This window comes from Desulfonatronum parangueonense (assembly GCF_054656975.1).
Genome location: NZ_BAAHXH010000003.1, coordinates 4,355,962 through 4,379,553 on the forward strand (window position 1 = coordinate 4,355,962; position 23,592 = coordinate 4,379,553).

At 56.4% G+C, this 23,592-nt stretch carries 20 protein-coding genes; 9 read left to right on the forward strand and 11 right to left on the reverse strand.

Features of this window, described 5'->3' with window-relative positions:
• The first annotated feature begins 8 nt into the window (after positions 1 to 8).
• The 3 genes from secF to ACYQ15_RS19450 all read left to right on the forward strand — a co-directional run bounded on the left by secF (position 9) and on the right by ACYQ15_RS19450 (position 2,685).
• Positions 9 to 1,100, forward strand: coding sequence for a protein translocase subunit SecF (gene secF / locus ACYQ15_RS19440; protein WP_459939145.1), 1,092 nt, complete (start codon positions 9 to 11; stop codon positions 1,098 to 1,100).
• A gap of 55 nt (positions 1,101 to 1,155) precedes the next feature.
• Complete coding sequence (locus ACYQ15_RS19445; protein ID WP_459939624.1) at positions 1,156 to 1,383, forward strand: tautomerase family protein; 228 nt, start codon at positions 1,156 to 1,158, stop codon at positions 1,381 to 1,383.
• Between the two features lie 255 nt (positions 1,384 to 1,638).
• Positions 1,639 to 2,685: an ADP-ribosylglycohydrolase family protein gene (locus ACYQ15_RS19450; protein ID WP_459939146.1), complete on the forward strand. Its 1,047-nt coding sequence runs from the start codon at positions 1,639 to 1,641 to the stop codon at positions 2,683 to 2,685.
• Positions 2,686 to 2,973: 288 nt separating this feature from the next.
• Here ACYQ15_RS19450 and ACYQ15_RS19455 read toward each other — a convergent pair whose 3' ends face one another.
• The 5 genes from ACYQ15_RS19455 to ACYQ15_RS19475 form a co-directional block, all read right to left on the reverse strand.
• Positions 2,974 to 3,171 (reverse strand): heavy-metal-associated domain-containing protein, encoded by a 198-nt coding sequence (locus tag ACYQ15_RS19455; protein WP_459939147.1) that lies wholly within the window; start codon positions 3,169 to 3,171, stop codon positions 2,974 to 2,976.
• Between the two features lie 36 nt (positions 3,172 to 3,207).
• On the reverse strand, positions 3,208 to 3,951 hold the full coding sequence (gene hisA / locus ACYQ15_RS19460; protein ID WP_459939148.1) for a 1-(5-phosphoribosyl)-5-[(5-phosphoribosylamino)methylideneamino]imidazole-4-carboxamide isomerase: 744 nt from the start codon (positions 3,949 to 3,951) through the stop codon (positions 3,208 to 3,210).
• Positions 3,948 to 4,511, reverse strand: coding sequence for a hypothetical protein (locus ACYQ15_RS19465; RefSeq protein ID WP_459939149.1), 564 nt, complete (start codon positions 4,509 to 4,511; stop codon positions 3,948 to 3,950). The genes hisA and ACYQ15_RS19465 overlap by 4 nt, the downstream gene beginning before the upstream one ends.
• A gap of 89 nt (positions 4,512 to 4,600) precedes the next feature.
• Complete coding sequence (hisB, locus tag ACYQ15_RS19470; protein ID WP_459939150.1) at positions 4,601 to 5,188, reverse strand: imidazoleglycerol-phosphate dehydratase HisB; 588 nt, start codon at positions 5,186 to 5,188, stop codon at positions 4,601 to 4,603.
• Positions 5,189 to 5,542: 354 nt separating this feature from the next.
• A complete protein-coding gene (locus ACYQ15_RS19475) occupies positions 5,543 to 6,097 on the reverse strand; it encodes a DUF4416 family protein (protein ID WP_459939151.1) in 555 nt (184 codons plus the stop codon).
• 237 nt (positions 6,098 to 6,334) lie between these two features.
• On the opposite strand from ACYQ15_RS19475, the gene ACYQ15_RS19480 reads away from it, so the two are divergent.
• Both ACYQ15_RS19480 and infA read left to right on the forward strand, forming a co-directional pair.
• Complete coding sequence (locus ACYQ15_RS19480; protein ID WP_459939152.1) at positions 6,335 to 6,637, forward strand: RNA recognition motif domain-containing protein; 303 nt, start codon at positions 6,335 to 6,337, stop codon at positions 6,635 to 6,637.
• Positions 6,638 to 6,928: 291 nt separating this feature from the next.
• Positions 6,929 to 7,147: a translation initiation factor IF-1 gene (gene infA, locus ACYQ15_RS19485; RefSeq protein ID WP_092122798.1), complete on the forward strand. Its 219-nt coding sequence runs from the start codon at positions 6,929 to 6,931 to the stop codon at positions 7,145 to 7,147.
• A 97-nt stretch (positions 7,148 to 7,244) separates the two neighbouring features.
• On the opposite strand, the gene typA is transcribed toward infA, so the two are convergent.
• Positions 7,245 to 9,071 (reverse strand): translational GTPase TypA, encoded by a 1,827-nt coding sequence (gene typA, locus ACYQ15_RS19490; RefSeq protein ID WP_459939153.1) that lies wholly within the window; start codon positions 9,069 to 9,071, stop codon positions 7,245 to 7,247.
• Positions 9,072 to 9,888: 817 nt separating this feature from the next.
• On the opposite strand from typA, the gene ACYQ15_RS19495 reads away from it, so the two are divergent.
• The 3 genes from ACYQ15_RS19495 (at position 9,889) to ACYQ15_RS19505 (ending at position 16,111) form a co-directional block, all read left to right on the forward strand.
• Positions 9,889 to 11,094, forward strand: a complete 1,206-nt coding sequence (locus ACYQ15_RS19495) for a type II secretion system F family protein (protein ID WP_459939154.1) — start codon at positions 9,889 to 9,891, stop codon at positions 11,092 to 11,094.
• A 749-nt stretch (positions 11,095 to 11,843) separates the two neighbouring features.
• Complete coding sequence (locus ACYQ15_RS19500; protein ID WP_459939155.1) at positions 11,844 to 12,998, forward strand: efflux RND transporter periplasmic adaptor subunit; 1,155 nt, start codon at positions 11,844 to 11,846, stop codon at positions 12,996 to 12,998.
• On the forward strand, positions 12,995 to 16,111 hold the full coding sequence (locus ACYQ15_RS19505) for an efflux RND transporter permease subunit (RefSeq protein WP_459939156.1): 3,117 nt from the start codon (positions 12,995 to 12,997) through the stop codon (positions 16,109 to 16,111). The genes ACYQ15_RS19500 and ACYQ15_RS19505 overlap by 4 nt, the downstream gene beginning before the upstream one ends.
• Positions 16,112 to 16,508: 397 nt before the next feature.
• On the opposite strand, the gene ACYQ15_RS19510 is transcribed toward ACYQ15_RS19505, so the two are convergent.
• From ACYQ15_RS19510 to ACYQ15_RS19525, 4 genes are read right to left on the reverse strand one after another with little or no spacing between them, the layout of a single operon-like run.
• Positions 16,509 to 17,300 (reverse strand): ubiquinone/menaquinone biosynthesis methyltransferase, encoded by a 792-nt coding sequence (locus ACYQ15_RS19510; RefSeq protein WP_459939157.1) that lies wholly within the window; start codon positions 17,298 to 17,300, stop codon positions 16,509 to 16,511.
• Positions 17,263 to 18,576 carry an SDR family oxidoreductase gene (locus tag ACYQ15_RS19515; RefSeq protein WP_459939158.1) on the reverse strand — a complete coding sequence of 438 codons (1,314 nt, stop codon included), beginning with the start codon at positions 18,574 to 18,576 and terminating at the stop codon, positions 17,263 to 17,265. Before ACYQ15_RS19515 ends, ACYQ15_RS19510 begins: the two co-directional genes overlap by 38 nt.
• A complete protein-coding gene (locus ACYQ15_RS19520; protein WP_459939159.1) occupies positions 18,557 to 20,440 on the reverse strand; it encodes an FAD-binding oxidoreductase in 1,884 nt (627 codons plus the stop codon). The genes ACYQ15_RS19515 and ACYQ15_RS19520 overlap by 20 nt, the downstream gene beginning before the upstream one ends.
• On the reverse strand, positions 20,437 to 21,216 hold the full coding sequence (locus tag ACYQ15_RS19525) for a dienelactone hydrolase family protein (protein ID WP_459939160.1): 780 nt from the start codon (positions 21,214 to 21,216) through the stop codon (positions 20,437 to 20,439). Before ACYQ15_RS19525 ends, ACYQ15_RS19520 begins: the two co-directional genes overlap by 4 nt.
• Positions 21,217 to 22,123: 907 nt before the next feature.
• Between ACYQ15_RS19525 and ACYQ15_RS19530 the strand changes: the two genes are divergently transcribed.
• Entirely contained in the window at positions 22,124 to 22,753 is a 630-nt protein-coding gene (locus ACYQ15_RS19530; RefSeq protein WP_459939161.1) for a class I SAM-dependent methyltransferase, read from the forward strand.
• Positions 22,754 to 23,148: 395 nt separating this feature from the next.
• On the opposite strand, the gene ACYQ15_RS19535 is transcribed toward ACYQ15_RS19530, so the two are convergent.
• Positions 23,149 to 23,415, reverse strand: a complete 267-nt coding sequence (locus ACYQ15_RS19535) for a hypothetical protein (protein WP_459939162.1) — start codon at positions 23,413 to 23,415, stop codon at positions 23,149 to 23,151.
• Positions 23,416 to 23,592 lie beyond the last annotated feature (177 nt).

Below are 23,592 nucleotides of genomic sequence, written 5' to 3' on the forward strand. Positions count from 1 at the left end.
GTGAGAGCATGGGTCTGCAAATTATTCGTCCGGATACCCGGATCAATTTTCTGAAGCTGCGCTACGCGGCGTTTCTGTTTTCCGGGTTTTTGATTCTCGTCAGCATCATTTCGCTGGTGATCAAGGGCGGTCCCCAATACGGAATTGACTTTTCCGGAGGCATGATCATTCAGCTGAAGTTTGATCAGCAGATGGAGGTGGGCCAGGTTCAACAGGCCCTCCAGGGGATTGATCTCCCCGGTCTGGGGATTCAGCGCTTCGGTACAGTCCAGGATAATGAGTTTCTGGTCAGAACATCGGCTACTGACTTGTCATCCGACATTGTCCGCAGAGACATCAGCGCCAGACTGGAGCAAAATCTGCCTGGTGTCGGCCACGAGATCCAGCGCCTTGAAATGGTCGGTCCCAGGGTTGGCGCGGATTTGCGCGCCCAGGCCATGGAGGCGCTTTTCTACGCCGTTTTGCTGATTGCGATATACATTTCCGGTCGGTTCGAAAAACGATGGTTTCCCGCCGTGATCATGGCCGCGGGGCTTGCCGGAGGCATCGCCGTATTGCGCTGGATCGGCCTGCCCATGGAACTGCTTGTCCTGGCCGCATTGATCATCACCGTGGCCTTGTGCTGGAAGCTGAAACTTTCATACGCTCTTGGAGCCGTGGTTGCCCTGATCCATGACGTGTTCATCACCTTCGGCATCTTTTCCCTGTTGAACAAGGAACTGGATCTGGCCATCATCGCTGCCTTCCTGACCATTCTTGGATATTCACTCAATGACACCATCGTCATCTACGACCGGATCCGCGAGAATATTCGCGACAAGGTGGACATGACCTTGTTCAGCGTGATCAACCTGAGCATCAACCAGACCATGAGCCGGACGATTCTCACCTCCGGCACGACGTTGATGGTCGTACTCTGCCTGGTTCTGTTCGGTGGCGGGGTGATTCATGATTTTGCGCTGGCCTTGTTCATAGGGATCGCCATTGGAACATTTTCTTCAATTTTCATCGCCAGTCCCATCCTCCTTGGTCTCACCAAGATCTCCAGCATGGATCTGGAAGCCGAGGCGGAACCGGATCAACCCCTTTCCACGACATAGTCGTGGAGTATTGAGCTTCCGGGGACGTATCCCTGAGCCGTGAATTGCTGAGTAGATACCAAGGAGCAAGCGCATGCCTGTCATTCAATGTGATATCCGCGCAGGTCGGACCCCGGAGCAAAAGCAAGCCCTGGCTCGGGAAATCACTCGCGTGGTGCACGAAACCATTGGTGCGCCACGGGAATATATTTATGTCCTGATCCGCGAAACTCCAGGGGCGCATCATTTCAAGAACGGGCAGCCATTGCCCGAGTTTCAGCCCCCGACTTCCGATATCGAATAACTTTTTAATTTTGCATGAATCAACCAAGGCCCCTCTGCAGTCGTCAGAGGGGCCTTTTTTTTGGCGGCGGCGTGAGCGCGGGCATTGTTATAAGCCGACCAATCTCTGATTTGCCGGGCTTGAAAGATCTTCAACTCGCGACAGGAAGGCATGCTTTTCACTCATGCCGATCCGTAGCGAGGATTGACCTTTCAGGTTCCGGTCTTATCAAGGAAAGAAGTATGATATTCATCACCTTTTACAAAGGATAATGCCATGCTGAAACATGTCCCGGAGATCAACTCACGCCTTTCCGGAGCGATATACGGCGCGCACATTGCTGATGCCCTGGCCATGCCGGTACACTGGTATTACGACACTTTCGCGCTGACAAAGGACTACGGCCTGGTGCAAGGCTATCAACAACCCCGCAATCCCCACCCGGACAGTCTGCTCTGGCGTTCACGCTATCGTCCGCCCAGTCCGGAGACGGACATCCTGCACAATCAGGCCATGTTCTGGGGTGAGCGGGGTGTGCATTATCATCAGTTCCTGCAAGCCGGGGAAAACACCCTGAACATGAAATTGAACCGGGTCCTCATGGACTTGCTCCTTGAGGACGAGGAGGACATTCTGGATCGCTATGTCGAGCGTTATGTCTCCTTCATGACGCGACCGGGAAATCACCGCGATACCTATGTTGAGGAGTGCCATCGGGAGTTTTTCAAGGTCTGGGCAACCCGGAACAAGAAGGACAAGGTCGTAGCGCCGGACGAAAAGCATATTGGCGGACTGTGCCTGCCCATTCCAATCCTGCTGTATTTTCACGATCAACCGCAAAAGGCCTTGGATCTCGGACAACAGCATATGGAACTGACCCATCCCGGGCAGTTGATGAAAGATGCATTCGCCAGTTTCGTGCAAGTGTTGCAATCCATCCTGCAGGGCATGGATATTCGACAGGCGCTGGAACAGGAATGGCCGGAAAACCTGATGCAGTTTGGCGGTCATCCGTTTGAAGAATTGGCGCGGCAACCCGATGCGGAGGTGGCGATGAACGTGTTCAGCACGGCCTGCTATGTGCAAAAAGCATTGCCGCTCACATATTACCTGGCTTGGAAGTACCAGGATGATCCGGAAATGGCCTTGGTCGTGAACACCAATCTCGGCGGCGACAACTGTCATCGCGGCGCAGTTCTCGGCACGTTGATAGGAGCCATGCATGGTGAAGGGGCATGGCCTGAAAAATGGCTGTCCGGCCTGTATGAGCCGCCATCAGGGTTTGCCCGGCACCTGGCTGCTTTCAATGTCATTTACGCATAAAAGATTGTCACTACAACGACATTTTGAGAAACAACCGAAACGCTGAAGATTAATCACGGGGGGCACGGAGAACATTTTCCGTAAAAATCCAGTTTCTTTCCTCCGTGTGCCCCGTGTGCCCAGTGGTTAAACAACTCGGTCAGACGATGGAAATGGATGTGTCGCTGTAGTGTTATTCAGCTTTGTGAAGAGAATGTCGGAAGCTCTCTTCATGCCGTCAACGTCAACAAAAAAAGCCATCCTGAACGGATGGCTTTTTTTGTTGAACACCTTGCAGGTCGTGCGGGATCAACCCAGATCGTGACCTGCTTTTTTCAAGGCCTCACGAATGACGTCTCGTGAAACAGGTTTTGTTTCCGTGAAATCGGCCTGGCTTTTTTCCAGAGAAACCTGAACGTCCTGGATGCCGTCAATTCCGCTTAATGCCTTTGTTACGGCATTGACACAGTGTTGGCAGGACATGCCCGTGACTTTGATCGTGGCCATACGCAACTCCTTCGTGTTTCACACTCTCTTTAATAGTCATGCTGACCCAGATTCCTGCTGCTCAATCCACCCCATGGCGGCTTTGAAATCAAGGGTGCCTTCATATATTGCTCTTCCGGTAATTATCCCTTCCAGACCCTGGAAAGCCAAAGGCTGGAGAAGCTGAACGTCCTCCAGCCTAGTGACGCCGCCGGCAGCGATGACCGGGATCTGGGTTGAACGGACGAGATGCTCCATGGCCGCAAGGTTGACTCCGCTGTGCATTCCGTCCCGGCTGATGTCCGTGTAGATGATGAAAGCCGCACCCTGGCTCTCCAGCCGCGGCAGCACCTGGTTGATGGTCAGCCCTGCGTCGTCTACCCAACCTTTTGTTTTCAATGCTGAATCCACGGCATCCAGAGACACCCCGACCCGGCCGGGCAGTGCCGAGCACAGCGCGGCGAAAGCATCGGGATCTTCCAGAGCCATGGTTCCGATGATCAGACGTCGCACCCCGGCGTCAAGATATTTGCGTGCGGTATCCATGTCGCGAATCCCGCCGCCAAGCTGGACCGGAACAGAAATCTGGCCGCAAATCCGCTTGATCAAGTCGAAGTTGACAGGCAGGCCGTCAAAAGCACCATCCAGATCCACCAGGTGAAGCCATCGCGCGCCCAGTTCCACCCAATGCCGAGCCATGGCCGCGGGGTCAGGTGAAAAGACGGTAACGTCATCGGCTCGGCCCTGACGCAGGCGAACACATTGCCCATTCTTGATATCCACGGCGGGAAAAAGGATCATAGTCCCATCTCCCGGAGTCCTTCACGCAGTCCGTCCCGCACGAGTTCTTTAGTGGGCAACCACTTGCCGCCGCGCCGAAAAAACCTGTCGGCTTGCAGGAGGTCCTCGCTCAAGGAGCGTTGCCGTTCATCATATTTGAAACGCTGGGCAATCCTCTGGTTCGGGATATTCAACAAAGTCAGCTCCAGGACAACCCGGCCAGGTTCGGTCACACCCCATTCTCCACCCTCACGTTCACGCCATTCCAGGATCTGCGGGACCAGCAGGTAATCCGCACGGGTACACGCGCCGACATCCATCCAGTACCGCAGGCCCGAGATTCCGCCACGTTCAGTATTGATGCCGGACAAAACAAGTTCCTCACACTGCCTGGTCGCCTCTGTTCCAAGAAAAGCGCGGATATCATTTTCACCAAGCAGCTCGACGAGCATGGTGTCCAGTTCGCCCAGCAGTGCGGGGGACAAGGTGCTTGTCTGGTCAGCTCTGGAGGTGGAGAGCAGTTGCCAGCCTTCGAGGGGTTGGTGAAATCCGGCTACAGCAAGGGTTTGTTCGGCCGGCAACTGTGGAACTGCAGGCCGGGGAGCACAGGCGCTCAAAAACAGGATAAGGCACCACAGACAAATGTTGGCAACGGTCCAAATGCGCATTTTCAACAACTTCCTTTGGTGCTCGGCACACCGGTACGAGTCCTGGAGACAGCTTGGCGCAGAGCCATGCCCACAGCCTTGAAGGCGCCTTCCACGAAATGGTGGCCATTTCGGCCGTAACGATACGTAATATGCAGATTCATTCGTGCTTCCTGAGCCAGGGATTTAAAAAATTCACGCCAGATGTCTTTTTCATCCCCGGCAATCATGGCCGGCAAGGGATCATCATTGTAAACAAGGTAAGGCCGCCCGGAAAGATCCACCACTGCCTCAACCAAAGCCTCGTCCATGGGAACAATGGCCGATCCCAAACGGGCGATGCCGGCTTTGTCGCCGAGAGCGTCCTGCAGGGAGGCGCCGAGCGTTAATCCAATATCTTCCAGGCTGTGATGGGTGTCGATGTGCAGATCGCCAGTACAGGTCAGATCGAGATCAAAGTCCGCCCAGAAGCAAAGTAGATGAAGCATGTGATCGGCAAAACCGATTCCGGTTTGAATCTGCGTCGATCCTGAACCGTCAAGAACCAAATCAAGTTTGATTGTCGTTTCCCTGGTTTGCCGCCGACCCATGGCTCTGCGAATGTCGTGCATGTGTTTTTCAAAATCCTCAAGTATCGAGTGCGTTAAAGAAAATGGAACGAGTTCCAAACCCAGGATCAAGGTTTGCTGAATAGTTGCTCAAAAAAATTAAATTTTGTCCCGGAAATTGGCTGCTGTCAATCTGGGTTTGCGGCTCGATCCGTAACTCCCAATAACTCCTGGCAGCTGAACCACGCGTAAACACATGGAACCCGGCCTACACAGGGGTGACGGACGAAGGGACTCGTCAATATTGTACGCCGTTCCGTCATTCCGGCGAAAGCCGGAATCCAGGCAGCAAGGAGCCAGCGGTGGTTATTGCCCGACCTTATTGAGCAATTGCCTCATGTCATGCCCGGGTAGGATTCATGTGGTTATGTCAGGAGATTTGCCGATAATGCCGAGCTTTGTCCTGTACCTCCGTCGCAATTGCGTCAATTGATTCTGCAGTGGAGGAGCTGCGTAGTCGCGAAACGTCCAGGGCAATGTCCGCCAGCGACCTGCCTGATAAATGAGCGTCAAATCGGCAAAGACTCCGTCGCCAAGGTAGATGCGGTGGGTAAAATTTTTTCCGGTTGCCAGAACAAAACGCTCCTGGGTCAACAATCCCGGATCGAGATTGAACAGGCGTTGATCATCGTGAAGGTATTCTTGTTCCAGTTCGTGCGACCAGAGCTTGATTTCCCGAAGCCGTTCCTGGGGGACCAGCTGTTCAAAGGCCAGCAGCCTGCGCTGCAGCGGAGTGCCGAACTCAGTCTCATAGTAGGTTGTCTCCGCAAAGGGTATGGGAGTGCCGGATGATTCCAGGGGGCCCAGAAACTTTTCCAGCGTCGGGATGAGATCAGGCCAGAACATCTCCCATCGAGAGCTGAACAGGGAAAGCACCAACTGGGCTGAAAGAGGAGGGCGGGGCGTGCTCATGGGCGTTATCTTTGATCAATTCCATTCTTGAGGTCAGAACGCGCAGCAGAGGTTGCTGCCGGGGAAACAGTTTTGCATCTCGAAGGAAAAAAATAAGTTGACAAATATATAAACGCAAATTATTTTTTTGTTTTCAATTTGCACCGGCAAGAATCTCGTTCAGTTCTGGACACCGAGGCGGCTCGGATTCGGAAAGATCAGGAAAAAATTGCCCCAACCCCTTTTGGAGTCATTCGCATGTCAAGTAAGTTGTATGTTGGGAATTTGCCCTTTACCGCTCAGGAAGATGATGTCCGTGATCTTTTCTCCGCTTACGGCGAGGTTCTTTCCGTAGCCCTGATCAGTGATCGAGAAACTGGACGCCCGCGAGGTTTCGGGTTTGTCGAGATGAACGAAGCCGGAGCTCGTTCCGCCCAGGAAGCACTGGACGGAAAAGATTTTCAAGGTCGCAGCCTGCGCATTAATGAAGCCCAGGAACGTTCTCCCCGTCCCGGCGGCGGTGGGTATGGCGACAGAAACCGTCAGTCCAAGCGCTGGTAGTGGCAACCCGATTTCTGGATAGATAAGGCCTTACGAAGCCCTGTCCTCTATCTTCGTGAGGGCGGGGCTTTTTTATGCTTGCAATGCATCAAGAAGTAATTAAATGGTAACCGAGCTTATGGCTTTGTGCTTGATGTCTGAGGCCGGCATTCCCGCTTCAGGGCCGGTGGAAAATTTGCCACTGATCTTCCGCCATCACGCCCGAGCGGCATGAGCCGGATTTTTGCTGAGTGTTGCCGGTTCAGGGCACTGAATTTGCGCAACTTTTTATCTTTTACCTAAGGAGGGCCTATGGCCAAGGAAGAATGTATTGAAATGAGCGGGGTGGTCCAGGAGGCTTTGCCCAGCACCCTTTTTTCCGTAGAACTGGAAACCGGACATAAAATCCTTGGGCATCTTTGTGGAAAGATGAGAAAATTCCGAATTCGGATTTTGCCCGGAGACAAGGTTCGGGTTCAGTTGTCCCCATATGACCTGACCAAGGGGCGAATCGTTTTTCGCGAAAAATAGCCTCTTGCAAGGGGGCGGTTGCAGTGTTCCGCCTCGGCCCGTCCCCCCTCACTCTCCGCTTAAAAGCAATCTGAGCGGCAATCCCCACTCATTTGCATTATTTTGATCCGCCCATGACATGACGCTTGGATGCGGACAATACGGACTTGCGCAAACGAATGGAATGCGGAGTCACCTCAACGAGTTCGTCTTCGCGAATGAAGTGCAACGCCCACTCCAGAGTCAACGGCAGTACAGGCGTCAGGATGACTGCTTCATCCTTTCCCGAGGCCCGCATGTTGGTGAGCTTTTTTTCCTTGCAGGGATTGACGTTCAAGTCGCTCTCCCGATTGTGTTCCCCGACGATCATCCCTTCGTAGACTGGTTCTCCGGGAGAAATGAAAAGTCTTCCCCTGGGTTCCAGATTGAATAATGCGTAGGGCACGGCGGTTCCAGCCCTGTCCGAGACGATTGATCCCATAAACCGCGTGGGAAAGTCTCCCCGGTACTCCTCATAACCGGAAAAGTAAGAGTTCATGACCCCGGTTCCCTTCGTGTCGGTCAAGAATTCATCACGGTAACCGATCAACCCCCTGGAAGGAATTGAGAATTCCACCCGGACCCGTCCGGTTCCCCGATTCACAAGGTTGGACATGCGCCCTTTCCGAATGGAGAGTTTTTCCGTGACCACACCGAGAAAAACCTCCTCGCAGTCGATAAAAAGGTGCTCCATGGGTTCCAGGCGTTTCCCGTCCACATATTTGTAGATGACTTCCGGACGACCGACACTGAGTTCGTAACCTTCCCGGCGCATGGTTTCCACGAGAATGGCCATTTGGAATTCTCCGCGTCCCTTGATCACGAAGCTGTCCCTGTCCTCGGTCTCCTCGATTCGGATCGCCACATTGCTGAGGGATTCCTTGACCAATCGTTCCCAGATCTTGCGGGACTGAACGAACTTACCTTCCCGTCCGGCTAAAGGAGAGGTGTTGATAGAAAATTTCATGGCCACGGTGGGTTCATCCACGGTAATCCGTTTGAGCGCTGAAGGCTCGGCCTTGGTGCAGATGGTGTCGCCGATGGCCACATTTTCAATCCCGGCCAGGACAGCGATGTCGCCAGGGCCCACTTCCTTGACGTCCTGCAGGGAAAGGCCGGAATATGTCTGCAGCTTGGTCACCCGCAATGGAAGCTGTTCCTCAGCTGCGTCAATGCAGATCAGTTGTTCGTTCTGTTTCGCACTTCCATTTATCACCCGTCCGATGGCCAATCTCCCAAGATAGTCGGAATATCCCAAGTCGGAAACCAGCATTTGAAAAGGCATGCTTGGATCATAAGTCGGCCCGGGGATTGTATCGAGGATCGTATCCAAGAGGGGATGCAGGTTCTCGTCAGGATCGGCCAGGTCATGCTTGGCAATGCCGTCCCGGGCAATCGCATAGAGCACCGGGAAATCCAACTGATCTTCCGTGGCGTCGAGGTCGATGAACAAATCATAGATTTCATTCAGCACTTCCGCGACGCGGGCATCCTGGCGATCAATCTTGTTGATCACCACGATGACTTTCAATTTTGATTCAAGCGTCTTTTTGAGCACGAAGCGTGTCTGGGGCAAGGGCCCCTCTGAGGAATCCACCAGAAGCACGGCGCCGTCGGCCATGGACAGGGAACGTTCCACTTCACCGCCGAAATCAGCGTGTCCTGGGGTGTCGATGATGTTGATCTTGACGTCTTTCCAAAGCACGGCACAATTTTTCGCCGCGATGGTGATGCCCCTCTCCCGTTCCAGATCCATGGAATCCATGATCCGTTCGGCAACTTCCTGACCTTCCCGGAACAATCCGCTTTGTCTGAACAGTGCATCCACCAGGGTCGTTTTGCCGTGATCGACGTGGGCGATAATGGCGATATTCCGAATTGATTGATTGGTTTCTTTGTGTGGCATATTCTTTTTTGTTGAAAGTGGATCTGTCCCAATGGACAAATGAAGGAAATGGTCCGTTTGCGTAACTGAAAGGACACTTCCGGCTTATGGGCTTTTACTGCACAACATGCGGCACGGCAAGTGCCGACTTTTGAATTGCTTCCCCATGGAGCCATGGGCATTTGCCGGCGCGTGAATGCCCGGAGGATGGACATCCGAACTCCGAGCGGGCAGAATCGGCTTCGTCAGTACACTAAAGATAACGAAGGCGTGGCTTAGCCGTACAGGGGTTGATGGAAATATTGATTGTGAGGAGTTTCGATTTCGATAAAGAGGGAGATGCGGGCCGCGCTCTCAGTCAATGGGCTTAGCTCATTTCGTGTATGATCCGTGTTTTTCCAAATCGAAATCGCAATCGAAATCGCAATCGGTCTTAATATCGATTTGGTGTATCTATTCAGCAAATCCGCGAAAAAGATCTGGATACCGGCGTTCGCCGGTATGACTGTATAGATGCAGCTTGCCATGATAAGTCATTCCGGCGAAAGCCGGAATCCAGTGCAGGTGAATGACCACCCTTCGAATGAACTGAATAGTTACGATTTGGTTAACTCTTCAGCACTCGTTGTACACTCTTCCAGCGAAAATCGGTATAGGTATCGGGGTCGGAATCGGTATCGGTATCGAGACATTTGAGCGCCCCAACTTGACCTCGTTTTCGATACCGACCCCGACCCCGATCCAGATACCACGCCGAACTCAGCAACAGCAGTATTAGCTGAGTAGTTACCAGTTTTGGGTTGTTGATCCGTTCACGACAATTCAACAAGGACAACCATTGCCGACATTCCAATATGTTGCCCTGGATCGTCAGGGTACTCAGCGCAAGGGACTGTGTGAGGCTGAAAGCCGTACGGCGGCCTATGGAAAAATTCAGGAGCAGGGTCTGCTGCCCCTTCAACTCGGGCTTGCCGGAGGCGTCCGCATCGGTTCGTTGCGCGCCCGCCTTGCTCCAGGTGCCTGGCTGCATCGTATCCGGCTGGATGAAGCCTTCTATTCTCTGGGAATGATGCTCCAGGGAGGCGGATCACTGGCGCAAAGCCTGGATCTTCTGGCGAGGACATCCACTGGTCATGCCGCCGGATTCTGGCTCCAGATCCGAGACGCGGTGGTGGGTGGGCAGGCTTTTTCCGAGGCCCTGCAGGATCATCCAGCGATCATTTCTCCCGTATATGCGGCCATGGTCCATGTCGCGGAGCAGGTTGGGCGACTGGGCGAGGTGCTGGAGCGAATCGCCCGTTACGAGGAAGGGAGACGGGAATTTCGAGAACGGTTGCTTACCTCTCTCGGATATCCTTTAACAATTTTGGTCATAGGCCTAGGCGCTGTCTTTTTCCTGCTGTCCCGGGTTCTTCCACGGATTGCCGACATCGTGACTTCTTCCGCGGGAGAATTGTCCTGGGATACGCGAGTGCTTCTGAGTGTCGGAGCGTGGATGGAATCCTGGGGATTGCTGCTTGCGCTAGGGTTAGGAGGCGCGGCATGGATGTCCGTCCTGGCCTACAAACGCAGACCCGGCTGGCGAATGCGTTTGGACAGGCTCTTTTGGCGGCTGTCCGTGGTTCAGAAAGGGGTGCTGGCTCGATTTTCCGGTCTTGTCGCTTTTCAATTGCAGGCCGGCATTCCCTTGGTTCAGGCGCTGGAAAGTTCGTCTCGCGGAGTGGGTTCGCTTTTTTTTCGAGAAAAAATGTCCCAGGCTGCCCGGGAAGTGTCCACGGGCCAGCCGTTGGATGAAGTGCTGTCCAGGCAGGGCATCTATCCAGATGTTTTTTTAACCGCGATCAGTGCCGGGAGGGCTGCCGGAGGGCTTGGTTCGTTTCTGGAGCGTCTGGGCAAACTGCTTGAACGTGAAACCGACGCCACCTTGAAACGCTTTGCCGCCCTGGTGGAACCGGCTTTGATCCTGGCTTTAGGGCTGCTGGTGGGCTTTCTCGTTCTGGCGGTCATGGGGCCGATCTTTGATTTGACCTCACAGGTCAGGTAATCCCGGCACACGCTCGTCATTGCCCGAAGTCCGTTTTGACTTTGCCGGCAAAGAAGTCCGTCTCTACCTGATCAATGCGATGCCGGAATATTCGACAAGGAGCCAACCATTTTTAACGCCCGGTGCAGCAATTCTGCAGCGGGCGTTCTTTTATTGATCATCCATCAAATGCAGCGCATCAGTGGCGATGAAGACTGTTCTTCTTGACAACCACAGGGAGATGATGACGTTTGAAGGATGAATTGCTGAAATATGTTTGGATTCGTGTACTATTCAGCTTCGTTCCGGCTGGTCTCGATTTTTAAGCCTCACAACTCCTTCGTCCGGCTTCGTAGCATCCGGCACCTATCCCGCTACGCCGAACAAGGAATATGAAATACATAATCGCTCGAGGGATAGGTGCCGGATGAACGAATCCTGGCTCAGTCAGACAGGCGAGGCCGAAAAATCGAGACCAGCCGGAACACTCCGTGTCTGATCATGAAAGATGCCAGTAGTCACGCATTTGGTAACTACTCAGCGAGACGAATGCTGTTGCTGGTTTGGCCCGGAATCGGGGTCTGTATCGGTATCGGGATCGGTATCGGGATCGGTATCGAAACGGAGCCATGTGGAAGGGCATCCAGTGTTTTCGAAACCGATTCCGACCCCGACCCCGATTCCGATTGCCGGAGAAAGAGCGTGTGCCGAATAGTTGCCGGATTTGTTGATAAACCAGGATCAAGGAGCGGTTATCGTCTCTGGAATACATGACCGGGACGACAGAAGGCGGATTGAAGGCGGACAAGATGATGAACAAGGTTCCGGGAGGGCTGAAGACATGGGTGATCGTCGGCATTCTTGTCCTGGTGATCGTCTGGATCGCCAGCGGAGTGTTTTTTCGCGAGGAGGAAGCTGAGCAGGAGGTGGGGCCGGTGGAGCGAAGAACCACCGTGGCCGTGCGGCAGATGGATGCACAGCCGGTGGAGCGGCTTCTGGTCCTGCACGGGGATCTGCAACCGGAACAGGTGGTCATGGTTCGCGCGGAAACGGGCGGGCGCATCGAGAACTGGCATGTTCAGCTCGGTGCTGCCGTGGAAGTGGGTGACATGCTGGCCCAGCTCGAGGTCAGCGAGCGCCGCGCGCAATTGCGCCAGGCCCAGGCAAGGCTGAACGTGGCCGAAAAACAGCTCCAGGCCACGCGACAGCTAGTGGCCGACGGCTTCGAGGCGGAGATCCAACTGGAAACGGCAACGGCGGAAATGGAAGCCGCGCAATCGGATCTGGCTGCCATCGAAGAGGAGATCGGCCGCACCAGGATCCGGGCTCCCATCGCCGGACGGATTGATCAGCGCGTTGCCGAGCGGGGGGATTTCGTCTCCACCGGAGACGAGGTGGCCCGGATCGTGGACAATGATCCCCTGCGGGCCATGGTCCAGGTGCCGCAGCACAGCATCGGCCGGGTCACGGTGGGGCTGCCGGCCCGGGTCAACGTGTTGCGGCACGGCACGGTGGAGGGCGAAGTGACCTTTGTCAGCACCCTGGCTGACCCGGCCACCCGCACCTTCCGCATCGAGGTCGAGGTGCCGAATCCGGATCAGAGACTCCCGGCCGGAACCAGCGCCGAGGTGGAGATTCCTACCGAGGAAGTGCTTGCGCATCAGGTCTCGCCCGCGGTAATCGGGCTGGATGATGACGGCCGGATCGGCGTGAAGACCGTGGACGATGACGACACAGTGCGCTTCCACGTCATCGAAGTCGTGCGCGCCGGGCGAGAAGGGGTCTGGGTCACGGGACTGCCGGAGCGGTCCCGCATCATTACCGTGGGGCAGGGCTTTGTCCGGGCCGGTGAAGAGGTGATTCCCCATTCCGAGGATGAGCACCTCAGGCACGAGAATGAAGCCGTGGAGACTCCGGCTCCATGAATGCGATTCTCGCCGGGCTCCTGAGCCGCAACCGCACGCTGCTGTTGTTGCACCTGTTTCTGCTGACCGCCGGAGGCGCGGCCTACGTCATTGCTCCGAAAGAGGCCGCGCCGGACATCGACATCCCGATTTTCTTCGTCACCGTGGCCTATCCAGGCGTGTCCGCGGAAGACTCGGAACGCCTTCTGCTCCAGCCTCTGGAGCGCGAACTCCAGCAGCTGGCCGGACTCGACGAGATGATTTCCAATGCCGGAGAGGGGTTCGGGATCATCCGCCTCGAGTTCCTGCCCGGTTTCGAGAGCCGGACCGCCATGCTGGACGTTCAGCAGGCCGTGGACGTGGCTGCTCCGGAACTCCCCGCAGGGGCGGAGCAGCCGGTGGTCAACGAGGTCAATCTGGACCTGTTCCCCATCCTGAGCATCGTTCTTTCCGGGCCCCTGGAAGAGCGTTCCCTGCTCCAGATCTCCCGGAACCTGCGCGACCGCCTGGAAGGCATCGACGGCGTGCTGCAGGTGGACATCATCGGCGAACGGGACGAGGTCATGGAGATCCTGGTCGACCCGACCATGATGGAGACCTACCAGATTTCGTTCCAGGAACTGGCCGGCGCCGTGGAACGAAACAACCAGCTCGTGCCCGCCGGTTCGGTGCATGCCGGCGCGGGACGGATCGGGATCATCGTTCCCGGAACCATCGAGAACATGGCGGACGTACGCAACATCGCCGTGCGGGTGGAAGAGGGCATCGTGATCACGGTCAATGACGTGGCCGAGGTCCGGGAAGGTTTCGTTGATCCGGAGCGTTTCGCCCGCATCGACGGAGAGCCAGCCCTGACCCTGGATGTTCGTCCCCGGACCGGCGCCAACGTGCTGGACACGGTGGACGCGGTACTGCAAGAACTGGAGCAGGCGCGGCAGGCCTGGCCCGAGGCGTTGCGGGTGACCCTGCTCCAGAACCAGGCCGAGCAGATTCAAGATCTCCTCGGCGATCTGGAAAACACCGTGATCATCGCGGTGCTTCTCGTTTCCCTGACGGTCATTGCCGTAATGGGCCTGCGCGCGGCCCTGCTGGTGGCGGTGGCCGTGCCGGGAGCGTTTTTGACCGGCATCCTGGTGATCTACGCCATGGGCTTTACTCTGAATATCGTCGTTCTGTTCGCCCTGATTCTCGTGGTCGGAATGCTGGTGGACGGCGCCATCGTGGTGGTGGAATTGGCCGACAGGTTCATCAAGGAGGGGCGTGATCGCCGGGAAGCCTTTCTGCTCGCCGCGCAGCGCATGGCATGGCCCATCATCAGCGCCGCCGCGACCAGCATCGCGGTTTTCGTGCCCATGCTGTTCTGGCCGGGAATGATCGGCGAATTCATCATCTATCTTCCGGCAACGGTCATCGTCACCCTGCTCGCATCGCTGCTCATGGCCCTGGTGTTCGTGCCCGCGCTGGGCCAGGTGCTCGGGCCGGGGAGGCAAGGCGATGATGAAACATCCCGGCGGATCAAGGCGGCGGAAGCTGGAGATTATGAAAACACCGGCAAGGTCACGGCCCGCTATGTCGCCCTGCTCGGTTTCTGCTGCCGGCGTCCCCTGCTCACTCTTCTCGGCGGAGTGGGCCTCGTCTTCTGTCTGTACCTGCTTTACGGCGCGCTGGGGCGGGGAGTGGAGTTTTTTCCGGACATCGAGCCGGAGACCTTGCAGGTCCGGGTGCATGCACGGGGCGATCTCTCGGTCTGGGAGGCCGACGATCTGGTCCGCCAAGTGGAGCAGCGGCTGACTGGGCTGAACGGAGTCGAGGCCGTGAACACCCAGACCATCGCGGACCAGCAGTTGCGCCTGCAGCAGAATCTGCCGGCGGATGTCATCGGCGTGATCCGCCTCGAGCTGCTGGACTGGCGCGGGCGTCCTGAAGCCGCGACAATTTCGGCTGAAGTGCGGGATCGGACCCGTGATCTGCCCGGGTTGCGGATCCTGGTGCGCGACGAGGGCCAAGGGCCTGCACGGGGTTTGCCCATCGTGGTCGAACTGAGCGGCGAACAACGTCCCATGCTGTTTCAGGCGGTGGGGCAGGTGCGGACACTCATGGATGAACTGGGAGGATACGCCGAAGTCCAGGACGATCTGCCCGTGCCGGGAGTGGAACTGCGACTGTTGGTGGACCGGGAGGAGGCCGCGCGGTATGGGGCGAACGTGCTCCTGCTGGGGCAATCGGTGCAGATGCTCACCGCCGGTGTCGTGCTGGGGGTGTACCGGCCCGCCCACAGCGACGAGGAAGTGGATATCCGGATGCGCTTTCCCCTGGAGCGCCGGAACATGGAGGAACTGGCCAGGCTGCGGGTTCCGACGGCCAGCGGCATGGTGCCGATCACCAACTTCGTGTCCATGGAACCGGCTCCGGCCACGGGGGTGATCAACCGGATCAATGGCCGCCCAGCGTATCGGATCGAGGCGGACGCGGCCTCGGGTTACCAGGTCAACGAGCAGATCCGCCGTCTCGAGCAGGCCTTGCAGCGGGAGGAGCTTCCGGAGGGCGTGGATTTCGCTATGCGCGGTCAGGCCGAGGATCAGGCCGAGTCGGCCAATTTCCTCCTGGGGGCCTTCATGGTTTCCATTTTCTTGATGTTCTTGATCCTGGTGACCCAGTTCAACAGCCTGTTGCAGGCGGTGCTGGTCATGTCGGCCATCGTCTTCTCCACCGCCGGGGTGCTGCTGGGCCTGCTGATTCGGGGGGAGCCCTTCAACATCGTGATGAGCGGGATCGGCATCCTGGCCTTGGCCGGAATCGTGGTCAACAACAACATCGTGCTCATCGACCACTACAACCGGGAGCGCCGCGGCGGCCTTGAAGCCCTGGAGGCGGCGCTGCGCACGGGAGCCCAGCGAATGCGTCCGGTTGTCCTGACCGCGGTGACCACGATTCTCGGCCTCTCACCCATGGTTCTCGGCCTGACCATCGACTTCCTGGCGCGGGACATCTACTTCGGCGCGCCGGCCACCCAGTACTGGGTGGCCCTGTCCACTGCCATCGTCGGCGGCCTGATTATCGCCACTCCGCTGACATTGCTTTTCACGCCGGCCATGCTGGCCTGGATGGATCGCGGCGGGCACGGCAACACGTAGAGACAAGGCATGCCTTGTCTCTACACGATCGCGCCACATCCGCACCCATCCGCCTCATGCATGGCACCCCGTAGAGACAAGGCACGCCTTGTCTCTACGCAATTGCGCCCTAACCGCACCCATCCGTCCCATGCATGGCACCCCGTAGAGACAAGGCATGCCTTGTCTCTACGCAATTGCGCCCTAACCGCACCCATCCGCCTCATGCATGGCATCCCGTAGAGACAAGGCATGCCTTGTCTCTACGCAATTGCGCCCTGACCGCACCCATCCGTCCCATGCATGGCACCCCGTAGAGACTAGGCATGCCTTGTCTCTACACAATTACGCCGTTGCCGCACCCATCCGCCTCACGCAGGCACCCTGTAGAGACAAGGCATGCCTTGTCTCTACAGGGTTACGCCGTTACCGCATCCATCCCTTTGTGTCCTGTATACAGCACAGCAAGACCGTTGCTCAGCAATTCGTGGTCTGCACGGCCAAAGCCGTTCTTGGTCAGGATTTCCTGGACCCGAGCCGGAGCTGGAAAAACACGGATGGATTCGGCGAGGTAGTGGAAGGGTTCGGCCGTTCCGGTGATCAATCTGCCCGCCCGGGGCATGATCCGGAAGGAGTAGAAGTGATAAAGCCTTCGCAGCCATGAGGATTGCGGGATGGAGAATTCCATGGCCAGGAATCTTCCTTCCGGCTTCAGTACACGCCGGATCTCACCCAGCCCTTGCTCCAGAAAGACGAAGTTGCGGATGCCGTAGCCCACGATGACCGCACTGAAGCTGTCCCGCGCAATTCCCAGATGCATGGCATCCCCCTGAACCCACTGGATGGAATCGTCCAGCCCGGCCCGCGCCGCTTTGCGCCGACCTCGATCCATCATGGTCCGGCTGAAGTCGCAGACAATCACCTGTCCCGTCGGCCCAACGGCCCTGGCGGCCATGATCGCGAAATCCCCGGTGCCTCCGCACAGATCCATCACGCGCTCGCCTTGCCGGAGATTCAGCCTGCGCAGGGCTCTGCGTCTCCAGAAAAAATGCAGGCCGAAGCTGAGCAGAGCGTCGGCAAGATCATAGCGATGGGCGATGGTCTCGAAGTGCCCGAGCACCCGCCGGCGTTTTTCAGAGGACGGGATTTTGGCGTAGCCGTAGGAGACCTGTTCAGGCATGCGTGGATCGGGAGATTTCAGTTCGGGCATCGGCTTTTTGTCCAGGAGGAGATGTCGGGCATGTTTTCGGATGTTCCGGGCGCTCAGTTTGCGGCTTCGAATCACGGCCCCAATCCACATCCACGGCGTAGCGCATGCACGTCGCGAAGACGTCGTAGGTGAAAGCCGGGCAAATGATGCCGCGTCTGTCCAGGATGGCCGCGGATTTGGCGTGTTCAAAGGCACGGTCGTCCTGCATGTATGACCCGTAGGCCTGGATATGGTTTTCGAAAAGCAGTTCCAGTCCGTTTCTGGGAACGTCTTTGAACTCATTTGGGACAACTGTGCGAATCCCGCCAAATCTGAAGAACCGGCGAGTGTAATCCACAAGCCGGCCTATCGTGACGCTTTCCGGGTTGACGATATGAAATACGCCGCCCTGGGGAGCATCCGCGCGAATGGCCATGAAGGCCCGGACAAAATGATCCACGGGGATCAGGTTGATCCCGTGACTCTCGGACCCGACGATCCGCAGGGGCAAATGCAGGGAACCGTCCTGCTCCATCCATACGCCCATGGCCCGGGCCTTGGTCCCGTCCTGTTCCAGGATGTCCTTGCCGTACAACTTGCTGAAAAAGTGCAGGGTGCGCACCGGATAGTACAGGGCGTTGAAGAGAAAGGTCCGGCCGGTGACGGAGTCCCCGTAGACAATGGACGGCCGATGCACGGTCAGGGTGATTCGATTCCGGGCGCAACGCTCCGCGGCCAGATGTTCCGCGCGGCACTTGGTTTCTTCGTAGACATTGTGAAATCCCGCGGGCCGGACCAGATCCTCCGGACAGGGGTCGCTCTGCTTCCCGGCCGCATAGGCCGTGCTGACCAGGTGCAGCCCGCGGCAAGCGCTGTCCTGCAGGGCGTCCAGAAGGTGTTCCAGTCCACGGATGTTGGTGTCCTCCACTTGGCGCCGCTTGCGTTCGGAAAAGGAGGTGTCCGAGGCGCAATGGATTGTTTCGGCCACGCCATCGACCAATGTTTGCAGATCCCTGGCACGCAGGCCCAGACCCGGCTGTTCCAGGTTGCCCTCCAGGACTTCCATCCCGGAGCGTCGGCTTTGGGGAACGCCGAACCAGTCCAGCAGCTTGGCCACTCGGCTTTGGGCGCAAATTTGGGGGCGACCACGGGCCAGCAGGAGGATTCGATGACCTTCAGTCAGTAGGCGCACGGCAAGATGGCTGCCCAGAAAGCCTGTTCCTCCGGTGATCAGAATGGTGCGCCCTTGCGGGGTCATGGGCGGAACCCGGTTCTTGTCATGTGTAGAGAAAGGCATCCTTGCGCGCGCAGCCCTGGGAGAAGATGTACTTCAGCCACTTCACTCCCTTGGTCGTGGCGCTCAGGTTGTCCAGGTAGGGTTCGAATTCCGTCATTGCCAGGCGGATCTTCTCCGCCTCTTCCGGGTCCTGGTGATCGATGTAGTAGTCGTATTCCAGGATGCCGCGCTTGCCCAGGTCCAACGGCGTGAGGAACCCGTAGTCGTTGTCGATGCCGTGGCTGTCCGCGATGCGCTTCAGCTCCGCGCAGATGTCCTCGATCACCTCGACCCGGTCCAGGGGCACGTAGACCAGGAAGGCGAACATGTGCTTGTGTCGGGACATGCGCGAGCTGAGGATCCGGAACATGTTCAGCCAGACCATGTCCGTCATTTCGGGACGGGCGTACAGCCGGGCGTAGAATGCCTGAAGATCCTCGTCCACGACGCCGGCCGCGGTTTCCGGGGACGGCCGCAGCACCGCGTCCAGCACGGGCCGCATTTCCGGGCGCAACAGGATCTCGTAGGGCGCATGATCGCCGTCCATCCCGGCAATCAACTCCAACCATTCCTCATCCGCCATTTTGGGCAGCCCGAGCATGAACATGCGGAACAGTTCGCCGTCGATCACGGCTTCGCGCATCTCGCGTACGGCCCGGCAGGCAAAGCCGTCGCCGATGACGAACACGGCATACTTGAGTCCGATGGCGTCGGTCAGGGTGTACCGCACCCGATCCGCCAATTCGGCCGAAGGGGACATGAAGGTGGACAGATAGTGGCCGCCGAGCACGCCGACAGCCAATCCGATCCGGCGCCGGCTCAGCTCCCGTGCGAAATCCACGGCATTCCGGAACTCCGCGAAGGGCACGAGGAGTCCTTCCTCGTCCTTGGTCATCGGGTGCAGGCGAACATGGGCGCGGGTGCAGATTCCCGGCGAGGAGGTCAACTTGTGCTCGTAGCAGAAGGCATTGGGAGAGGTTGGATCATTGAGCCGAAAATGGTTTCCCTCCTTGTCCACGAATTCCATGTCCACGAAGGTGTCCGCGTTCACGCCGTAGGCATTGGCCCAGGTGGAGAAGAGGCCGGTGCAGACGATGTTCCCGCAGACCGTGGCCGCGGGTTCCGCCGTGTTCACGCGGAAGCCGTGCTGCACGGCTTCCTGCTGCAGCTCAAAGGAGGTCACTCCGGGCTCCACCAGGGCGGTCCAGTTCTCGGCGTCGATTTCGATGCCCTTCATGCGATGCATGTCCATGACCAGCCCGTCGCTGAACACGAATCCGAAAACACTGCCGCCGTTGCCGCGGACAATATACGGGAGTTTCCGTTCATTGGAGAAGCGGACCAGGGCCGCGACCTCGTCCCGGTTCCCCGGCAGAGCCACGAAGCGCGGCATGCGCATCCCTGCCAGGGGGAAGGGATCGTTGGCGTAGGTCACCAGGATGGCCGGGTCATTGGTGACCCATTGCGAGCCCACGATGCTTTGCAGTCCTTCCAGGTCCGGATCGGGCTGGACAGGCACGGGAGTGTTGCCCTGAGCCAGCCACTCCCGAACGTGCTTTTTCAGGGCTTTCATCACCTGGACCGGGCGCATTCCGGTCACGAAATGACACTGCCGGTCGCAGATGCCGCACAGATCGCAGGAATCGGCAATGTCCACCAGCCCCTGGGTGATGGGCACGAGGCCTCTGGCAAGCGCGTCGTAGATGTCCATCCGGCCCTGGGGGAAATAGCCGACAAAATGCTTTTCCATGCCCGAGGCGCAAAGCCCCGTGTCCAGAAAATCGATCTTGCACATGGCGTAGTGGCGGCACTGGGCCGCTGTCTGCCGGATGTGCTCCGGAAAAACGCTTGTCGGAGATTCTTTCGCGGAATCGAGCAGCATCATTGGAATATTTCCTCAAAAAAAGTTTTCATGGCCGAGAACGCCCGCCTGGCCACCACCGGATGGTACTCCGCCGTACCGGGCATTTCCGCATAGGGATCGGTGAAGGAATGCACGGCCCCGCCATAGTGGATCATCTGCCAGTCCACGTCGGCATCACGCATTTCATCGATGAATTCTTGAACCTGGTCGTCGGGAACCAGGGGATCGTCCGCGCCGTGCAGGACCAGGACTTTGGCCTTGATATTCCGGGCATCAGCCGGATCGGCGGTGCCTAATGTACCATGAAAGGATACCACGCCGTCCAGCTCCGCGCCGCTGCGCGCCAACTCCAGCGCGACTTCGCCACCGAAGCAGAACCCGATGGCGGCAATGCGGGATGTATCCAGAGGGATGGCATCGCCCTGATCCTTGAAAACCTCCAGAGCGGCATTGACCCGTTCGCGCATCAGGGATCTGTCTTCCCGCAACCCTCCGGCGGCGGTTCTGGCCTGAGCCGTGTCCTCGGGCCGGATGTCCGTGCCGTACATGTCGATCATGAACACGACATACGAATCACCGGCTATCCGAGCCGCTTTCTCCAGAGACTGCTCCGTGGGGCCCATCCAGTTCGGAACCATCAGAATGCCCGGTTTGGGTGCGTCCACGGCTTCAGCGTGGATGATCACGCCTTCGAATTGTTCGCCGTTGATGGTATAGTCCACCGTTTTCGTCGTCATAGCGGCTTGTGCGGGCAGGGCAAGTAAAAAAAACAGGAATGTCCAGGCAATCGTCCTCATTGAATTCCCTCCGTGGGATTGGTGGGTGCAGATGTCGGAAAATGTTCCAGATTTTTTCATGCTGATCTCGTGCCAAAAAACAATTCTCATGGTCTCAGTGTCAATAGGACTTTCCTTTGGCTGAGTGAATGCTGATAAGCCTGTTGATTCTGAAAATATCAATGTTTTCGAGCCATATCACCAGGAATTTATGCTGATGCAAAAGAAATAAGGTTCTCGGTTGTTAAGAATTTGTTCTTGTTGTGTAGGATTGTTGGTAACTATTCAGCTGCGTTCCGGATTGTCTCGATTTTCCGGCATCGCAACTCCTTCGCCAGCTTCGTAACATCGAACCACTGCTCGAATATACCTCATCTGGCGCTTCGGGCATTGGGCAATGGTTCGATGAACGAATCCTGGCTCTGTCAAACAGGCGATGCCGAAAAATCGAGACAATCCGGAATACTCCAGCCCTATCCTGAAAGTGCTGAGTCGTTACGATTGTTGTATCGATTCAGCAAAATTCGAAACGCGGATCTGGATAGCGATAGCGCCGGGGTTCGCCGGTATGACTGATGGAAATAGGGCTTGCTGTGACAAGTCATTCAGGTGAGACCCGGAATCAATGCAGGTGAATGACCATGATGCTGCTTTCATGGCATTCATATTGAAACGTCATGGATTTTACATTTTGGGAAGACTCGGCTGGGTGACACTGATAAAGCGTGGGGCAGAAATGTTGTATCCGATGTACACTACTCAACTCATTCGAGAAATTAGACTGGATACCGGCCTTCACCGGTATGACTTAACTTGGAAAGAACGTGGTATGATACGTCATTCCGGCGAAAGCCGGAATCCAGCTCTGGCGAGTGACCACAGAGTATGTGCTGAATAGTTATTATCCGATTTGAGAAAGGTTAAACATATGCTTTTTGACTTCAGACCGTACCAGTTCGCAATGGAACCGGATGAGAAGGTCCATTGGAACATGGATCTGCCGCATATCCAAATCCTATATAGTCTCGCCATGATGTCGGGGCTGCAACACGTGGTGGAGATTGGCAGTTTCCGAGGCGCCAGCACCGCGGCGTTTATTCAATCCCAGAAAGACGGAGCCGGCTTTCATTTGCATGTCGTGGAAATCAAGCCGCGCTGGCAGTTGATCGCCGTATTGAACAGGATGCCGAAAACGCGCTGGACCCTTCATACCGAGCCGATTCAGCACCTGAATTTGCCGTCGCCCGACCTGATTCTGATCGACGGAGATCATGGCGCCCCTGCCCTGAGCGATACCTTGACCGCGCTTTGTCTGTGCTCAGGGATCATCGTGATGCACGACAGTCAAACGCATGTCGCGATCACGGAAAAGAATCATTGGGGCGCGCATCAGGCCGTGGAGATACTGAAGATGCACAAGGGACGGGAGTGGTGGGAGGATTGCCGTCCACGCCCTGGAATGCTGACGGAAAGGGGGCTTTTTGTATCCTGGCCGAAATTCATGCCTGGAGTCAGGGAGTGTCTGGATCGGAGAACAAGTCGATTGATGTCGAATTGAATCAGCCTGGATCTGGACGTTATGCGGATTCGATGGCGTTTGGAAGAGGCGTCTGCAAAGCAAGAATTCAGACACCTATGAGTAAAATCAGACTGGATACCGGGCTTCACGGGTATCACTGACTTGGAACATGGTGAAGGTCGACACAATCCTGCGAGAGCCGGATCCAGTGCTGAAGGATGGTCGAATTTATACTGCTTATGGTTGAGTGTTTAAATTTGTAAAACCTATGCGCACATTCAGGGTAAATCCTGATTCCGGCACGGTATTTCCGCCTTCGCGGAAATGACTTGTTTCTTCCGTTTTTGAATCAGTCATACCCGCGAAGGCGGGTGTCCAGTCAGACTTCGCAAGGAGGAACTGAAATTTACTTTTCAGGTTAAACAAGTAATCGATTATCTGTTCATGAACGATGGGTATGACTTCTCAGCTTCATTTGCGGAATGAAACAGGTAACGCAGGTATTGATTCCGTGCTTGGTCTTTGTTTTTTAAATTATTCATAAAATTGATTTTTATTTGCTCAAATGCCTGGGCATGCTCGCGAATTGCATTTATGGCTTGTGATTCCGGTTGCAGCTCATAGTCTATGCAATCTTCAATGTGAATCTGGATATCCTGAACCAGATCCTCTACACAACGATCATTTTCCTGAACCGTCATTACTCTCTCCTTTTGTTCGAAGTGTGGCTGCCTTTCAACCATGGAGATGCAAATGATTTTCACTGTAAAAACATCGTTCGTGTTCAAAAAATCACATATACCCATTTATGGAGAACTTCAACTACTTCTTCCTTTTTTGTGAAATATTTGTAACTGCTCAATAACTTGTGGCAATCA

What these genes read in the sequence shown, in the direction of transcription:
- hisA (WP_459939148.1), bottom strand. Translation starts at nt 3,951, where the DNA reads ATGATCCTTTTTCCCGCCGTGGATATCAAGAATGGGCAATGTGTTCGC.
- ACYQ15_RS19530 (WP_459939161.1), top strand. Translation starts at nt 22,124, where the DNA reads ATGCTTTTTGACTTCAGACCGTACCAGTTCGCAATGGAACCGGATGAG.
- secF (WP_459939145.1), top strand. Translation starts at nt 9, where the DNA reads ATGGGTCTGCAAATTATTCGTCCGGATACCCGGATCAATTTTCTGAAG.
- ACYQ15_RS19500 (WP_459939155.1), top strand. Translation starts at nt 11,844, where the DNA reads ATGACCGGGACGACAGAAGGCGGATTGAAGGCGGACAAGATGATGAAC.
- hisB (WP_459939150.1), bottom strand. Translation starts at nt 5,188, where the DNA reads ATGCACGACATTCGCAGAGCCATGGGTCGGCGGCAAACCAGGGAAACG.
- ACYQ15_RS19515 (WP_459939158.1), bottom strand. Translation starts at nt 18,576, where the DNA reads ATGCCTTTCTCTACACATGACAAGAACCGGGTTCCGCCCATGACCCCG.
- ACYQ15_RS19505 (WP_459939156.1), top strand. Translation starts at nt 12,995, where the DNA reads ATGAATGCGATTCTCGCCGGGCTCCTGAGCCGCAACCGCACGCTGCTG.
- ACYQ15_RS19450 (WP_459939146.1), top strand. Translation starts at nt 1,639, where the DNA reads ATGCTGAAACATGTCCCGGAGATCAACTCACGCCTTTCCGGAGCGATA.
- infA (WP_092122798.1), top strand. Translation starts at nt 6,929, where the DNA reads ATGGCCAAGGAAGAATGTATTGAAATGAGCGGGGTGGTCCAGGAGGCT.
- ACYQ15_RS19510 (WP_459939157.1), bottom strand. Translation starts at nt 17,300, where the DNA reads ATGCCCGAACTGAAATCTCCCGATCCACGCATGCCTGAACAGGTCTCC.
- typA (WP_459939153.1), bottom strand. Translation starts at nt 9,071, where the DNA reads ATGCCACACAAAGAAACCAATCAATCAATTCGGAATATCGCCATTATC.
- ACYQ15_RS19520 (WP_459939159.1), bottom strand. Translation starts at nt 20,440, where the DNA reads ATGATGCTGCTCGATTCCGCGAAAGAATCTCCGACAAGCGTTTTTCCG.
- ACYQ15_RS19455 (WP_459939147.1), bottom strand. Translation starts at nt 3,171, where the DNA reads ATGGCCACGATCAAAGTCACGGGCATGTCCTGCCAACACTGTGTCAAT.
- ACYQ15_RS19525 (WP_459939160.1), bottom strand. Translation starts at nt 21,216, where the DNA reads ATGAGGACGATTGCCTGGACATTCCTGTTTTTTTTACTTGCCCTGCCC.
- ACYQ15_RS19475 (WP_459939151.1), bottom strand. Translation starts at nt 6,097, where the DNA reads ATGAGCACGCCCCGCCCTCCTCTTTCAGCCCAGTTGGTGCTTTCCCTG.
- ACYQ15_RS19535 (WP_459939162.1), bottom strand. Translation starts at nt 23,415, where the DNA reads ATGACGGTTCAGGAAAATGATCGTTGTGTAGAGGATCTGGTTCAGGAT.
- ACYQ15_RS19480 (WP_459939152.1), top strand. Translation starts at nt 6,335, where the DNA reads ATGTCAAGTAAGTTGTATGTTGGGAATTTGCCCTTTACCGCTCAGGAA.